Origin of the sequence: Streptomyces sp. NPDC056361 (genome assembly GCF_042262805.1) — a bacterium.
Taxonomy (GTDB): Bacteria; Actinomycetota; Actinomycetes; order Streptomycetales; family Streptomycetaceae; genus Streptomyces.
The window spans coordinates 1-13,810 of record NZ_JBHJQI010000186.1 but is presented as its reverse complement, the minus strand read 5'-3'; the positions used below and the strand labels follow the sequence as shown (position 1 = coordinate 13,810).

At 69.7% G+C, this 13,810-nt stretch carries 14 protein-coding genes; 8 read left to right on the top strand and 6 right to left on the bottom strand.

Annotation, left to right across the window (positions count from 1 at the left end; translation table 11 throughout):
* Window positions 1-38: 38 nt before the first annotated feature.
* Window positions 39-2,294: a (Fe-S)-binding protein gene (locus ACFCY7_RS36475; RefSeq protein WP_376490369.1), complete on the bottom strand. Its 2,256-nt coding sequence runs from the start codon at window positions 2,292-2,294 to the stop codon at window positions 39-41.
* Window positions 2,295-2,401: 107 nt separating this feature from the next.
* Window positions 2,402-2,899 carry a sugar transferase gene (locus ACFCY7_RS36470; RefSeq protein WP_376490368.1) on the bottom strand — a complete coding sequence of 166 codons (498 nt, stop codon included), beginning with the start codon at window positions 2,897-2,899 and terminating at the stop codon, window positions 2,402-2,404.
* A gap of 202 nt (window positions 2,900-3,101) precedes the next feature.
* On the opposite strand from ACFCY7_RS36470, the gene dnaK reads away from it, so the two are divergent.
* From dnaK to ACFCY7_RS36450, 4 genes are read left to right on the top strand one after another with little or no spacing between them, the layout of a single operon-like run.
* Window positions 3,102-4,940 (top strand): molecular chaperone DnaK, encoded by a 1,839-nt coding sequence (gene dnaK, locus ACFCY7_RS36465; RefSeq protein ID WP_367823456.1) that lies wholly within the window; start codon window positions 3,102-3,104, stop codon window positions 4,938-4,940.
* The gene (gene grpE, locus ACFCY7_RS36460; RefSeq protein WP_376490367.1) at window positions 4,937-5,593 is read left to right on the top strand and encodes a nucleotide exchange factor GrpE; all 657 of its coding nucleotides are present in this window, start codon (window positions 4,937-4,939) and stop codon (window positions 5,591-5,593) included. The genes dnaK and grpE overlap by 4 nt, the downstream gene beginning before the upstream one ends.
* A 33-nt stretch (window positions 5,594-5,626) precedes the next feature.
* Entirely contained in the window at window positions 5,627-6,805 is a 1,179-nt protein-coding gene (gene dnaJ, locus ACFCY7_RS36455; RefSeq protein ID WP_376490366.1) for a molecular chaperone DnaJ, read from the top strand.
* Window positions 6,806-6,809: 4 nt separating this feature from the next.
* Window positions 6,810-7,253 carry a heat shock protein transcriptional repressor HspR gene (locus ACFCY7_RS36450; RefSeq protein WP_376490365.1) on the top strand — a complete coding sequence of 148 codons (444 nt, stop codon included), beginning with the start codon at window positions 6,810-6,812 and terminating at the stop codon, window positions 7,251-7,253.
* 64 nt (window positions 7,254-7,317) lie between these two features.
* On the opposite strand, the gene ACFCY7_RS36445 is transcribed toward ACFCY7_RS36450, so the two are convergent.
* Both ACFCY7_RS36445 and ACFCY7_RS36440 read right to left on the bottom strand, forming a co-directional pair.
* Entirely contained in the window at window positions 7,318-7,785 is a 468-nt protein-coding gene (locus tag ACFCY7_RS36445; protein ID WP_376490364.1) for a hypothetical protein, read from the bottom strand.
* A 5-nt stretch (window positions 7,786-7,790) separates the two neighbouring features.
* Window positions 7,791-8,795, bottom strand: a complete 1,005-nt coding sequence (locus ACFCY7_RS36440; protein ID WP_367823449.1) for a helix-turn-helix transcriptional regulator — start codon at window positions 8,793-8,795, stop codon at window positions 7,791-7,793.
* Window positions 8,796-8,901: 106 nt separating this feature from the next.
* Here ACFCY7_RS36440 and ACFCY7_RS36435 point away from each other — a divergent pair, with 106 nt between their 5' ends.
* Window positions 8,902-9,120, top strand: coding sequence for a hypothetical protein (locus ACFCY7_RS36435; protein WP_017240214.1), 219 nt, complete (start codon window positions 8,902-8,904; stop codon window positions 9,118-9,120).
* Window positions 9,117-9,437: a hypothetical protein gene (locus tag ACFCY7_RS36430; protein ID WP_026058376.1), complete on the top strand. Its 321-nt coding sequence runs from the start codon at window positions 9,117-9,119 to the stop codon at window positions 9,435-9,437. The genes ACFCY7_RS36435 and ACFCY7_RS36430 overlap by 4 nt, the downstream gene beginning before the upstream one ends.
* A 104-nt stretch (window positions 9,438-9,541) precedes the next feature.
* Here ACFCY7_RS36430 and ACFCY7_RS36425 read toward each other — a convergent pair whose 3' ends face one another.
* Window positions 9,542-9,946 (bottom strand): pyridoxamine 5'-phosphate oxidase family protein, encoded by a 405-nt coding sequence (locus ACFCY7_RS36425; protein WP_376490363.1) that lies wholly within the window; start codon window positions 9,944-9,946, stop codon window positions 9,542-9,544.
* A gap of 122 nt (window positions 9,947-10,068) precedes the next feature.
* Between ACFCY7_RS36425 and clpB the strand changes: the two genes are divergently transcribed.
* Window positions 10,069-12,660 carry an ATP-dependent chaperone ClpB gene (gene clpB / locus ACFCY7_RS36420; RefSeq protein WP_376490362.1) on the top strand — a complete coding sequence of 864 codons (2,592 nt, stop codon included), beginning with the start codon at window positions 10,069-10,071 and terminating at the stop codon, window positions 12,658-12,660.
* Between the two features lies 1 nt (window position 12,661).
* Here the strand turns inward: clpB and ACFCY7_RS36415 are convergent, their stop codons facing one another.
* Window positions 12,662-13,114 (bottom strand): hypothetical protein, encoded by a 453-nt coding sequence (locus ACFCY7_RS36415; RefSeq protein WP_376490361.1) that lies wholly within the window; start codon window positions 13,112-13,114, stop codon window positions 12,662-12,664.
* Between the two features lie 106 nt (window positions 13,115-13,220).
* Here ACFCY7_RS36415 and ACFCY7_RS36410 point away from each other — a divergent pair, with 106 nt between their 5' ends.
* Window positions 13,221-13,757: a YbjN domain-containing protein gene (locus tag ACFCY7_RS36410; RefSeq protein ID WP_376490360.1), complete on the top strand. Its 537-nt coding sequence runs from the start codon at window positions 13,221-13,223 to the stop codon at window positions 13,755-13,757.
* Window positions 13,758-13,810 lie beyond the last annotated feature (53 nt).

Here is a 13,810-nt window from a genome sequence, read left to right as displayed (position 1 = left end):
CCGCGCTCACGCGGGGCGGCCCTCCTCGCATGTCAGCTTCAGACGGCCGGCTCGGGTTCCTCGGCCGACTCCGGCTCCGGGTCGACCGGGGTCTTCACCGATTCGAGGAGGAGCTGGGCCACGTCCACGACGGTGACGGACTCCTTGGCCTTGCCGTCGTTCTTCTTGCCGTTGACCGAGTCGGTCAGCATGACGAGGCAGAACGGGCAGGCGGTGGAGACGATGTCCGGGTTGAGGGAGAGGGCCTCGTCGACGCGCTCGTTGTTGATGCGCTTGCCGATCCGCTCCTCCATCCACATCCGGGCACCACCGGCGCCGCAGCAGAAGCCGCGCTCCTTGTGGCGGTGCATCTCCTGCTGGCGCAGGCCGGGGACGGCGGACATGATCTCGCGCGGCGGCGTGTAGACCTTGTTGTGCCGGCCCAGGTAGCAGGGGTCGTGGTAGGTGATGAGGCCCTCGACCGGGGTCACCGGGACCAGCTTGCCCTCGTCGATGAGGTGCTGGAGCAGCTGGGTGTGGTGGATGACCTCGTACTCGCCGCCGAGCTGCGGGTACTCGTTGGCGATGGTGTTGAAGCAGTGCGGGCAGGTCGAGACGATCTTCTTGGCCGACTTCGGCTTCTTGGTCGACTCGTCCTCGTCGTCCTCGCCGAACGCCATGTTCAGCATGGCGACGTTCTCCTGGGCGAGCTGCTGGAACAGCGGCTCGTTGCCCAGGCGGCGGGGGGAGTCACCGGTGCACTTCTCGTCGCCGCCCATGATCGCGAACTTGACGCCCGCGATGTTGAGCAGCTCCGCGAAGGCCTTGGTGGTCTTCTTGGCCCGGTCCTCCAGGGCGCCGGCGCAGCCGACCCAGTAGAGGTAGTCGAACTCGGAGAGGTCCTCCGCGTCCTTCCCGATGATCGGGACCTCGAAGTCGACCTCCTTGGTCCACTCGACGCGCTGCTTCTTGGCCAGGCCCCAGGGGTTGCCCTTCTTCTCCAGGTTCTTGAGCATCGTGCCCGCCTCGGACGGGAACGCGGACTCGATCATCACCTGGTAGCGGCGCATGTCGACGATGTGGTCGATGTGCTCGATGTCGACCGGGCACTGCTCGACGCAGGCGCCGCAGGTGGTGCAGGACCACAGGACGTCGGGGTCGATGACGCCGTTCTCCTCGGCGGTGCCGATGAGGGGGCGCTCGGCCTCGGCGATCGCGGAGGCGGGGACGTCCTTCAGCTGCTCCTCGGTCGCCTTCTCGTTGCCCTCCATGTCCTTGCCGCCGCCGGCGAGCAGGTACGGGGCCTTGGCGTGCGCGTGGTCGCGCAGCGACATGATGAGGAGCTTCGGGGAGAGCGGCTTGCCGGTGTTCCAGGCGGGGCACTGCGACTGGCAGCGGCCGCACTCGGTGCAGGTGGAGAAGTCGAGGATGCCCTTCCAGGAGAACTGCTCGACCTGGGAGACGCCGAAGACGGCGTCCTCGGCCGGGTCCTCCCAGTCGATCTCCTTGCCACCGGTGGACATCGGCTGGAGCGCGCCCAGGGCGGTGGAGCCGTCGGCGTTGCGCTTGAACCAGATGTTCGGGAAGCCGAGGAAGCGGTGCCAGGCCACACCCATGTTGGTGTTGAGCGAGACCGTGATCATCCAGGTGAAGGACGTGACGATCTTGAGGCAGGCGAAGAAGTAGGTGAGGTACTGGATCGTGCTCAGGTCCAGGCCGTCGAGCAGCGCGATCAGCGGGTACGAGGCGAAGAAGCCGGGCTCCCAGCTCGTCACGTGGTGCTGGACGCCTTCGAGGGCGCGGAGCGTCATGATGCAGACGCCGACGATCAGGATGACCGCCTCGACGAAGTACGCCTGGCCGGTCTTGGAGCCGGCGAAGCGGGACTTGCGGCCCGCCTTGGTCGGCTTGCTCAGCTGGCGGATGACGATGAGGGTCACGATGCCGAGGACCGTCATGAGGCCGAGGAACTCGGTGAAGACCTCGTACGGCAGCCAGTCGCCGATGATCGGGATCAGCCAGTCGGCCTGGAAGAGCTGGCCGAAGGCGTTCACGATGGTGAGGAGCAGCGAGAAGAAGCCCACCGCGACGAACCAGTGCGCGAAGCCGACGATGCCCCAGCGGTTCATGCGCGTGTGGCCGAGGAATTCCTTGACCAGCGTGATGGTGCGCTGCTTGGGGTCACCGGTGCGTGTACCGGCGGGCACCGGCTGACCGAGCCGCACGAAGCGGTAGATCTGCACGGTGGCGCGGCCGAACAGCGCGACGGCCACCACCGTGATGGCGATCGACACGATGATCGCGGCGAGTTGCATGACGGGCTCCTCGGGCGGGCCTACTAAGCGGTAACTTATTGAGTTCCTGCTGAGATTACCCGGTCACGGCGCCGCGCTGTAGCGGCGCTCGCGGTGATATGTGTCGCTCAGGCAAACCTTGCCGCGCGACGCCTGCGGACTGCTGGAAGCGTACGCGCCAGGATGGTGAGGTCCATCCCCAGCCAATGGTGGTCCACATAGTGGAGGTCGAGCAGCTCCCGCTCCTCCCACGGCAGCTCCGAGCGCCCGCTGATCTGCCACGGGCCGGTGAGTCCGGGGCGCACGGAGAGCCGCCGGCGTCCGTCGCCCGCGCACTCGCGGTGGGCGGGGGCCAGCGGGCACGGGCCGACGAGCGACATCCGGCCGGTGACCACGTGCAACAGCAGCGGCAGCGCGGCCAGCGGGCTCTTCGTGCGGAAGGTCAGCATCGTGAAGGGCCGGCCGTGCAGACCCGCCACCGTCCGGCGGCGCAGCACCGCGCCGCTGCCGCTGAGGGTGACGGACACGGCGGTGCCGGCGATCAGCGGCGAGAGGGCGAGGAGCAGGAGGATCCCGCCCGCCACGTCGAAGGAGCGCTTCGCCGTCATCGCGCGCGTCGGCGTCATGCGGTCACACCCTCCGGCGGTAATCCTGGGATATGTCCGGACTCTCTCATGTGAACCCGGGCAAACGGGGGAGCGACGCGCCCTTTGAGCGCCCGGGCGGGCGAAGAGTTGAGTCGACACGACTCAGGTCTGTTGACGCGCACGACCTCCTCGTGCATCCTTGAGTCAGTTCCACTCAAGTCAGTCAGCTGGAGGAATCGAAATGGCACGTGCGGTCGGCATCGACCTGGGCACGACTAACTCCGTCGTCAGCGTTCTGGAAGGCGGCGAGCCCACCGTCATCACCAACGCCGAGGGCGCCAGGACCACGCCGTCCGTCGTCGCCTTCGCGAAGAACGGCGAGGTGCTCGTCGGCGAGGTGGCCAAGCGTCAGGCCGTCACCAACGTCGACAGGACCATCCGGTCGGTCAAGCGCCACATGGGCACCGACTGGAAGATCGAGATCGACGGCAAGAACTTCAACCCGCAGCAGATGAGCGCCTTCATCCTGCAGAAGCTGAAGCGCGACGCCGAGGCCTACCTGGGCGAGAAGGTCGTCGACGCGGTCATCACCGTCCCGGCGTACTTCAACGACTCCGAGCGCCAGGCCACCAAGGAGGCCGGTGAGATCGCGGGCCTCAACGTCCTGCGCATCGTCAACGAGCCGACCGCGGCCGCCCTGGCGTACGGCCTGGACAAGGACGACCAGACGATCCTCGTCTTCGACCTCGGTGGCGGCACCTTCGACGTGTCCCTCCTGGAGATCGGCGACGGCGTCGTCGAGGTGAAGGCCACCAACGGTGACAACCACCTCGGTGGTGACGACTGGGACCAGCGCGTCGTCGACTACCTGGTGACGCAGTTCCAGAACGGCCACGGCGTGGACCTGGCCAAGGACAAGATGGCTCTCCAGCGTCTCCGCGAGGCCGCGGAGAAGGCGAAGATCGAGCTCTCGTCCTCGACCGAGACCTCCATCAACCTGCCGTACATCACGGCCTCCGCCGAGGGCCCGCTGCACCTGGACGAGAAGCTCACGCGCGCTCAGTTCCAGCAGCTGACCTCGGACCTGCTCGACCGCTGCAAGGTGCCGTTCCACAACGTCATCAAGGACGCGGGCATCAACCTCTCCGAGATCGACCACGTCGTCCTCGTCGGTGGTTCGACCCGCATGCCGGCCGTCGCCGAGCTCGTCAAGGAGCTGACCGGTGGCCAGGACGCCAACAAGGGCGTCAACCCGGACGAGGTCGTCGCCATCGGCGCCGCCCTCCAGGCCGGTGTCCTCAAGGGTGAGGTCAAGGACGTCCTGCTCCTCGACGTGACCCCGCTGTCCCTCGGCATCGAGACCAAGGGCGGCATCATGACCAAGCTCATCGAGCGCAACACCACGATCCCGACCAAGCGGTCCGAGATCTTCACGACGGCCGAGGACAACCAGCCGTCCGTGCAGATCCAGGTCTACCAGGGCGAGCGCGAGATCGCGGCGTACAACAAGAAGCTGGGCATGTTCGAGCTGACCGGCCTGCCGCCGGCGCCGCGCGGCGTCCCGCAGATCGAGGTCGCCTTCGACATCGACGCCAACGGCATCATGCACGTGACCGCGAAGGACCTGGGCACGGGCAAGGAGCAGAAGATGACCGTCACCGGCGGCTCCTCGCTGCCGAAGGACGAGGTCGACCGGATGCGCCAGGAGGCCGAGCAGTACGCGGACGAGGACCACCGTCGCCGCGAGGCCGCCGAGTCCCGCAACCAGGGCGAGCAGCTCGTCTACCAGACGGAGAAGTTCCTCAAGGACAACGAGGACAAGGTCCCCGGTGACGTCAAGGCCGAGGTCGAGGCCGCGCTCGTCGAGCTGAAGGAGAAGCTCAAGGGCGAGGACACCGCCGAGATCCGCACCGCCACCGAGAAGGTCGCGGCCGTCTCCCAGAAGCTCGGCCAGGCGCTGTACGCCGACGCCCAGGGCGCCCAGGCCGCCGGTGACGCCGGCCAGGCCCAGGCGCAGGACGACGACGTCGTCGACGCCGAGATCATCGACGACGAGCCCAAGAAGGGCGGTCAGGCGTGACCGAGGAGACCCCGGGCTTCGAGGAGAAGTCCGACGTCCCCTCCGGCGCCACCCCTGACGACGCCGCCGAGGCCGTCGAGACCTCCGCCAAGGAGGAGTCGACGGCCCCGGCCGGGGACGCAAGCAACGAGAAGTCGGCCGGTACCGCGGGCCTCACCGCCCAGCTGGACCAGGTCCGTTCCGCGCTCGACGAGCGCACCGCGGACCTCCAGCGGCTCCAGGCCGAGTACCAGAACTACCGTCGCCGCGTCGAGCGGGACCGGGTCACGGTCAAGGAGATCGCCGTCGCGAGCCTCCTGGCCGAGCTCCTTCCCGTGCTCGACGACGTCGGCCGGGCCCGGGACCACGGCGAGCTCGTGGGCGGGTTCAAGTCGGTGGCCGAATCGCTGGAGACCGTCGTCGCCAAGATGGGTCTGCAGCAGTTCGGCAAGGAGGGCGAGCCCTTCGACCCGACGATCCACGAGGCCCTGATGCACTCGTACGCGCCGGACGTCACCGAGACGACGTGCGTGGCGATCCTGCAGCCGGGGTACCGGATCGGCGAGCGGACCATCCGGCCCGCCCGCGTGGCCGTCGCCGAGCCCCAGCCGGGCGCGCAGGCGAAGGCGGAGGAGTCGGAAGACTCCGACAAGTCCGAGAAGGACAGCGAGTAACAGCCGTACCCGGAAGCGGGAGGAGGGACGTCGATGAGCACGAAGGACTTCGTCGAGAAGGACTACTACAAGGTTCTCGGCGTCCCCAAGGACGCCACCGAGGCCGAGATCAAGAAGGCGTACCGGAAGCTCGCCCGCGAGAACCATCCGGACGCCAACAAGGGCGACACCAAGGCCGAGGAGCGCTTCAAGGAGATCTCCGAGGCGAACGACATCCTCGGTGACCCCAAGAAGCGCAAGGAGTACGACGAGGCGCGCGCGCTGTTCGGGAACGGCGGCTTCCGGGCCGGCGGCCCCGGCGGCGGCTCGTTCAACTTCGACCTGGGCGACCTCTTCGGAGGCGCCCAGGGCGGGGCGGGCGGCGGCGGCTTCGGCGGCGGAGGCGGCATCGGGGACGTCTTCGGCGGACTGTTCAACCGCGGGGCGGCCGGGGGCACGCGCACCCAGCCGCGGCGCGGCCAGGACGTCGAGTCCGAGGTGACGCTCAGCTTCACCGAGGCCATCGAGGGCGCGACCGTACCGCTGCGGATGTCCAGCCAGCAGCCGTGCACGGCGTGTTCGGGCACCGGCGACAAGAACGGCACGCCCCGGGTGTGCCCGACCTGCGTCGGCACCGGTCAGGTCTCGCGCGGCAGCGGCGGCGGCTTCTCGCTCACCGACCCCTGCGTCGACTGCAAGGGCCGCGGCCTCATCGCCGAGAACCCCTGCGAGGTCTGCAAGGGCAGCGGGCGCGCCAAGTCGTCCCGCACCATGCAGGTCCGGATCCCGGCGGGCGTCTCCGACGGGCAGAAGATCCGGCTGCGCGGCAAGGGAGCGCCGGGCGAGCGCGGCGGGCAGAACGGCGACCTGTACGTCGTCGTGCACGTCGACGCCCACCCGGTCTTCGGCCGCAAGGACGACAACCTCACCGTCACGGTGCCGGTCTCCTTCTCGGAGGCGGCGCTCGGCGGCGAGATCAAGGTCCCGACCCTCGGCGGCCCCGCGGTCACCCTCAAGCTGCCCGCGGGCTCGGCGAACGGTCTGACGATGCGGGCCCGGGGCAAGGGCGCGGTCCGCAAGGACGGCACCCGCGGGGACCTCCTCGTGACGGTCGAGGTCGCGGTGCCCAAGGAGCTGGACGACAAGGCACGCGAGGCCCTGGAGACCTATCGCGAGGCGACCGCCTCCGAGGACCCCCGGGCGGAGCTGTTCCAGGCCGCGAAGGGAGCGTGACCCGATGGACGGACGCCGACGCAATCCGTACGAACTGACCGACGAGTCGCCGGTGTACGTCATCTCGGTGGCGGCCCAGCTCTCCGGTCTGCACCCGCAGACCCTGCGGCAGTACGACCGGCTCGGCCTGGTCTCCCCGGACCGCACGGCCGGCCGAGGGCGCCGCTACTCGGCCCGTGACATCGAGCTGCTCCGCCAGGTGCAGCAGCTGTCGCAGGACGAGGGCATCAACCTGGCCGGGATCAAGCGCATCATCGAACTGGAGCACCAGGTCGCGGCGCTGCAGAGCCGGATCGCGGAGCTGTCGGCCGCGGTCGACGGCGCGGCGGCGGCGATGCGCCAGCGCGAGGCCCAGGTGCACGCCTCCTACCGGCGCGACCTGGTGCCGTACCAGGACGTGCAGCAGGCGAGCGCCCTGGTGGTGTGGCGCCCCAAGCGCGGCGAGTAGGTCCGCGAGGTACCCGTCGAAGCCCCGTCCACAGCCGTGGACGGGGCTTTCGCGCGTCCCGGGGTCAGGGGATGAGTTCGGAGACGATCTCGCCGACCGTCTCGTACCAGGGGGAGGCGCCGGTCCCGAAGGCGGCGGCCAGGGCGGTGCCCACGGCGATGTCGCGGGGCGTCGCGCCGGGTTCCCAGGTGTCGACGACCCGCCCGTTCCCCGAGCACAGCAGCTTGCCCACGCGCCGGCCGTCCCGGGTGAAGCGGCTGTGGTCGTGCCCGCACGGCACCAGCCGGTAGTGGACGCCGTCGGTGCGGACGTCGACGCGGAACGACCGGCGCAGCAGCCGCCCGCGGGCCGGCCGGAGGGCGGCCGGCTCCCCGTCGACGGTGAGCGCGAGGAGACCGGCCCGGCGGGTCCCTATGGGCGTGTGGGCGTCGGGGCGGCTCCCCGGGGCCCGTACGAGCTCCACGACGGGCAGCCCGTGGCCGGACACGCGGAGCGTCCCCGCGGGCCCGTCCAGGTCGATCTGTACGTACACGGCGGTCAGTTGTCCCGTTCGAGGATGCCGGACTGTGCGATCAGGTACCCGAGCTGTGCCCGGCTCCCGCTGCCGAGCGCGGCGGCGAGCTTCGCGATGTGGGCGCGGCACGTCCGGACGTTCATCCCGAGGCGGCGCGCGATGGCCTCGTCGACATGGCCTTCGACGAGGAGCTTGGCGATGGAGCGCTGGACGCCCCCTATGCCGTCCACGGACGGGCTGTAGGGGATCTCCTCCTCCCAGGGCACGCCGTGCAGCCAGAACTGGTCGAAGACGCCGACGAGGTACTGGACGAGGCCTTCGTGGCGGAGTTCGAGGGCGACCTGGCGGTCGCTGCGCGCGGGTACGAAGGCGACCTTGCGGTCGACGATGATCAGCCGGTCGATGATCTCTTCGAGGGTGCGCAGTTCGAGCCCGTAGGGGGCGACCCGCTCCACGTAGGCGAGGGTGGCGGGGTGGTGCCGGGCGGTGTGCTGGTAGAGGGTGCGCATCCGGACGCCGCGGTTGAGCAGGGGCTCCATGCGCCGCAGGGCCGCTTCGAGGGTCTCGGGGCGCCGTCCGCTGCCGGGCTGGATGGTGAGGAGTTCCTCGGTGCACTCGTTGATGACGCGGTCGAGCGTCGCGTTGATGACGCTGAGGCCTTCGAGGACCGTGATGGCCTGTGCGGCGGAGGGGTCGGGTGTGTGGATGGCCAGGAATGGCTCGAATGCGTCGGCGAGCGCGATGGCGTGCTGCCGACGCGCCTGTATCTCCAGTTCGATGGGGTGGACGAGCTGGTTGAGGGCGATCGAGGGCGACACCGGGTGCAGCCACTGGCTGTCGTCGGGGTCCGGGTGAAGGAGGGAGAGCTCCTTCAGGCAAGGGGCGGCCGCGGCCTCGGAGCGGGCGATTCGACCCGTGCGGAGCGCGTTCGCGTACAGCTCCTTTCCCACGTCGCATAGTTCACCGTGACTGTGGTTATGGCCCGTTCCGTCACATTCCAGACTCATTTGCACCCCCCTCAGGGTCATGAATTACAGGAACATGATGCCCGGGTTGGCTGGTGGACGGGTCATGAGTAGGTCATCGTCTAACTCGCGGGGGGGAGGTAGTGATCAAAAGAGGTGGAGATCGGCCATGACCAGGATGGTTCGTGCACTTAGCGCCATAGCCGTTGCGGCGGCTGTTCTCGGTGTGCTCGCACTCGACGGCGAGCCCTCATGGGAGACCACCCCGGCGCACTCCGTAGTGGCGGAGCCGGGCGAGCCCTCGTGGGAGAGCACTCCGGCGCACGATGTGCTCGCGTCGCCCGGCGAGCCGTCTTGGGAGATCCTTCCCAAGGGTGCGGGCGCGTGAGTGTCCCGCCCGACGACCCCAGGTTCCGGCGCGAGATGGCCTCGGCCTACCGCTCCGGATGGCACTTCGTCGATCTCGCCACGGCCATCCCCCACCGTGGCGACTCGCTGAAGGTCACTCTCTTCGGAGAGCCGATCGTCGTCGCACGCGAGCAGGACGAGGACGTCCGCGCCTACCGGTGTCTCCGGCGCCCCAGGGGCGCACCGCAGCCGATCCGCTGTGCCATCCGGTACGGCATGATCTTCGTCAATCTCGACCAGCGGGACCACCAGCTGATCGAGCCCGAGACCATCACCGCCACCCCCCGCAGTGCCTGAGCGATTCCCCCGTCGTTGTAGATCGCTCCGGCACTTCCCCCACACAGCGGCGCCATCGCGGACCTGAAACGCGATGGCGCCGCTGTGCTGTGCGCGCACGTTCCTCAGGCGCGGCCCATCGCCCGGGTGAGGGCGATCTCGATGACGACCCGGTCCGGGTTCGGGGCCGGCGTGCGGCCGTACCGCTCGGCGTAGCGGGCGACGGCGTCCTCGACGACCTCGGCCTCCGTGCGGATGCGGGCGACGCCCTCCAGGGTGGCCCAGCGCCCCTTGTCGACCTGGCAGACCGCGACCCGCGCGCCGTCCGCGCCCGCCGCCAGGACGTTGGCGACCTTCCGGCTGTTCTTGTTGGTGATCACGCGCGCGTACCCGCCCTCGGGGTCGTACGTGACGCCGACCGCGACGACGTGCGGAGTGCCGTCCGGGCGCGGGGTGGTCAGGGTGCTCATGTGGTACTCGCGCCAGAAGCCGACGTACGAGTCGGAAGGGTTCCTCGGGTCCGTTGCCATGCCCGGAAACTACCCGGGGCGGGACTCCCTTCGACACCTTGAGCGGGATCGACTCAACTTTGTGTACCCTGGAGAAGTCATAAAAGGAGAGGACCCACGAGAACCCAGGAGGAGCACCCCACGTGGACGCCGAACTGACCAACCGGAGCCGGGACGCGATCAACGCGGCGAGCAGCCGCGCCGTGTCCGAGGGGCACGCCGACCTGACCCCCGCGCATCTTCTGCTCGCGCTGCTGACCGGTCAGGACAACGAGAACATCACCGACCTGCTCGCCGCCGTCGAGGCCGACCAGGCCGTCGTCCGCGCGGGCGCGGAGCGGCTGCTCGCCGCCCTGCCGAGCATCACGGGGTCCACGGTCGCGCCCCCGCAGCCCAACCGCGACTTCCTCGCCGTCATCGCCGACGCCGACAAGCGCGCCAAGGAGCTCGGCGACGACTACCTCTCCACCGAGCACCTGCTCATCGGCATCGCCGACAAGGGCGGCCCGGCCGGTGAGATCCTCGACCGGCAGGGCGCGAGCGCTTCGAAGCTGCTCGGCGCGTTCGAGAAGAGCAGGGGGGGACGCCGGGTGACCACACCCGACCCGGAGGGGCAGTACAAGGCGCTGGAGAAGTTCGGCACGGACTTCACGGCCGCCGCGCGCGAGGGCAAGCTCGACCCGGTCATCGGCCGCGACCACGAGATCCGGCGCGTCGTCCAGGTGCTGTCCCGCCGCACCAAGAACAACCCGGTCCTCATCGGTGAGCCCGGCGTCGGCAAGACCGCCGTCGTCGAGGGCCTCGCCCAGCGGATCGTGAAGGGCGACGTGCCCGAGTCGCTGAAGAACAAGCGGCTGGTCTCGCTCGACCTCGGCGCGATGGTCGCGGGCGCCAAGTACCGCGGCGAGTTCGAGGAGCGCCTGAAGACCGTCCTCTCCGAGATCAAGGAGAGCGACGGCCAGATCATCACCTTCATCGACGAGCTGCACACGGTCGTCGGCGCGGGCGCCGGCGGCGACTCCGCCATGGACGCCGGCAACATGCTGAAGCCGATGCTGGCCCGCGGCGAGCTCCGCATGGTCGGCGCGACCACCCTCGACGAGTACCGCGAGCGGATCGAGAAGGACCCCGCCCTGGAGCGCCGCTTCCAGCAGGTCCTGGTCGCCGAGCCGACCGTCGAGGACACCGTCGCGATCCTGCGCGGTCTGAAGGGCCGGTACGAGGCCCACCACAAGGTGCAGATCAACGACTCCGCCCTGGTGGCCGCCGCGACCCTCTCCGACCGGTACATCACCTCCCGCTTCCTCCCCGACAAGGCCATCGACCTCGTCGACGAGGCCGCCTCCCGGCTGCGCATGGAGATCGACTCCTCGCCCGTCGAGATCGACGAGCTCCAGCGCTCCGTGGACCGGCTCCGCATGGAGGAGCTGGCCCTGAAGAACGAGACGGACGCGGCGAGCAAGCAGCGCCTGGAGAAGCTGCGGCGCGACCTCGCCGACCGCGAGGAGGAGCTCCGCGGCCTCACCGCCCGCTGGGAGAAGGAGAAGCAGTCCCTCAACCGGGTCGGCGAGCTCAAGGAGCGCCTCGACGAGGCCCGCGGCCGCGCCGAGCGCGCCCAGCGCGACGGCGACTTCGACACCGCCTCCAAGCTGCTGTACGGCGAGATCCCGGCCCTCGAACGCGAGCTGGAGGCCGCCAGCGAGGCCGAGGCCCAGCAGGAGGCCAGCAAGGACACGATGGTGAAGGAGGAGGTCGGCCCGGACGACATCGCGGACGTCGTCGGCGCCTGGACCGGCATCCCCGCCGGCCGCCTCCTGGAGGGCGAGACGCAGAAGCTGCTGCGCATGGAGGACGAGCTCGGCAAGCGCCTGATCGGCCAGTCCGAGGCCGTCCGGGCCGTCTCCGACGCCGTGCGCCGCACCCGCGCGGGCATCGCCGACCCCGACCGGCCCACCGGCTCCTTCCTCTTCCTCGGCCCGACCGGCGTCGGCAAGACCGAGCTGGCGAAGGCGCTCGCCGACTTCCTCTTCGACGACGAGCGGGCCATGATCCGCATCGACATGTCGGAGTACGGCGAGAAGCACTCCGTCGCCCGGCTCGTCGGAGCGCCCCCCGGCTACGTCGGGTACGAGGAGGGCGGCCAGCTCACGGAGGCGGTCCGCCGCCGCCCGTACAGCGTGGTCCTGCTCGACGAGGTGGAGAAGGCGCACCCGGAGGTCTTCGACGTCCTGCTCCAGGTCCTGGACGACGGACGGCTCACCGACGGCCAGGGCCGGACGGTGGACTTCCGCAACACCATCCTGATCCTGACCTCGAACCTCGGCAGCCAGTACCTGGTCGACCCGCTGACCTCGGAGGACGTCAAGGAGCAGCAGGTCCTGGACGTCGTCAGGGCCAGCTTCAAGCCCGAGTTCCTCAACCGGCTCGACGACCTGGTGGTCTTCTCGGCGCTCGACCGGGCCGAGCTCGGCCGGATCGCGCAGCTCCAGATCGACCGGCTCGGCAAGCGGCTCGCCGAGCGCCGGCTCACCCTGGACGTCACCCCGGCGGCCCTGGAGTGGCTCGCCGAGGAGGGCAACGACCCGGCGTACGGCGCCCGGCCGCTGCGCCGCCTGATCCAGACGGCGATCGGCGACCGGCTCGCCAAGGAGATCCTCTCCGGCGAGGTCGTCGACGGCGACACGGTCCGCGTGGACCGCTTCGAGGACGGCCTGATCGTGGGCGCGGTCCAGTAGCTCAGAGGTCGAAGGCCTCGACGCGTACGAGGGCGGTGGCCCCGTCCTCGTACGTGACCCGGACGCGCACGTACAGCGCGTCGTCGTACGAGACGTCCACGCACCGGCCCTGCTCGCAACCGAGGGCCGGCTCACCTGTCGGGTAGGTCGCTTTCAGCCACGCCCCGACCCCGGCGCGCGGCATCCGGAACTCGGCCTCGACCGTCGTGTCCTGGAAGTGGGCCTCGGTGCACCGGGCGTCTTCGGCGTCCGCCGGGAGACTTCCGTGGGCGAAGGCCATGACCTCCGAGCAGGCGGCCGGCTTCGGCATGCCGACGTCGTCCAAGCCCGTCACGAACCAGGCGAACAGGGCCACCGGCCCGCCGCAGAAGGCCGTCACGAGCACCGTCACCCAGACCCAGGTCCGCGCGCGCGGCCGCACCGGCTCCGCTTTCTTCCCCGTTTTCTCCCCCATGGGCACCAGATCTTGTCAGCCCGCAGCGGATCGCGGGCGGTGGGGCTTGCCACGTACTGCCCGGCATGGGGGAGGATGGCGACATCCGTACGAAGGGAAATACACGGTGAGCATCGACCCGTCCTCGATTCCGAATTTCGGGGGCCAGCCCCAGCCTCAGGCCGCAGGACCGGCGGGCCCCGTCGTCCCCGACCAGGACCTCGTCAAGCAGCTCCTCGAGCAGATGGAGCTGAAGTACGTCGTCGACGACGAGGGTGACCTCGCGGCGCCGTGGGAGGAATTCCGCACGTACTTCATGTTCCGCGGCGAGGACGAGCAGCAGGTCTTCTCGGTCCGGACGTTCTACGACCGTCCGCACTCGGCCGACGACCGCGCGAAGATCCTCGACGCGATCGACGACTGGAACCGCCGCACCCTGTGGCCCAAGGTCTACACCCACCTCCACGAGGAGGAGGACGGCTCGGCCACCCTCCGCCTCATCGGCGAGGCGCAGATGCTGATCGGCACCGGCGTCGCCCTGGAGCACTTCGTGTCCTCCACGGTCAGCTGGGTCCGCGCCTCCATCGAGTTCGACAAGTGGATCGTCGAGCAGTTCGGCCTGGAGTCCCCCGAGGACAAGGCGGCGGGTGACGAGGAGGCCTGATCCTCCCCGCACCGCCACCGCACGGCCGCGAGAGCCCGGCCCCCCTTCCGGGG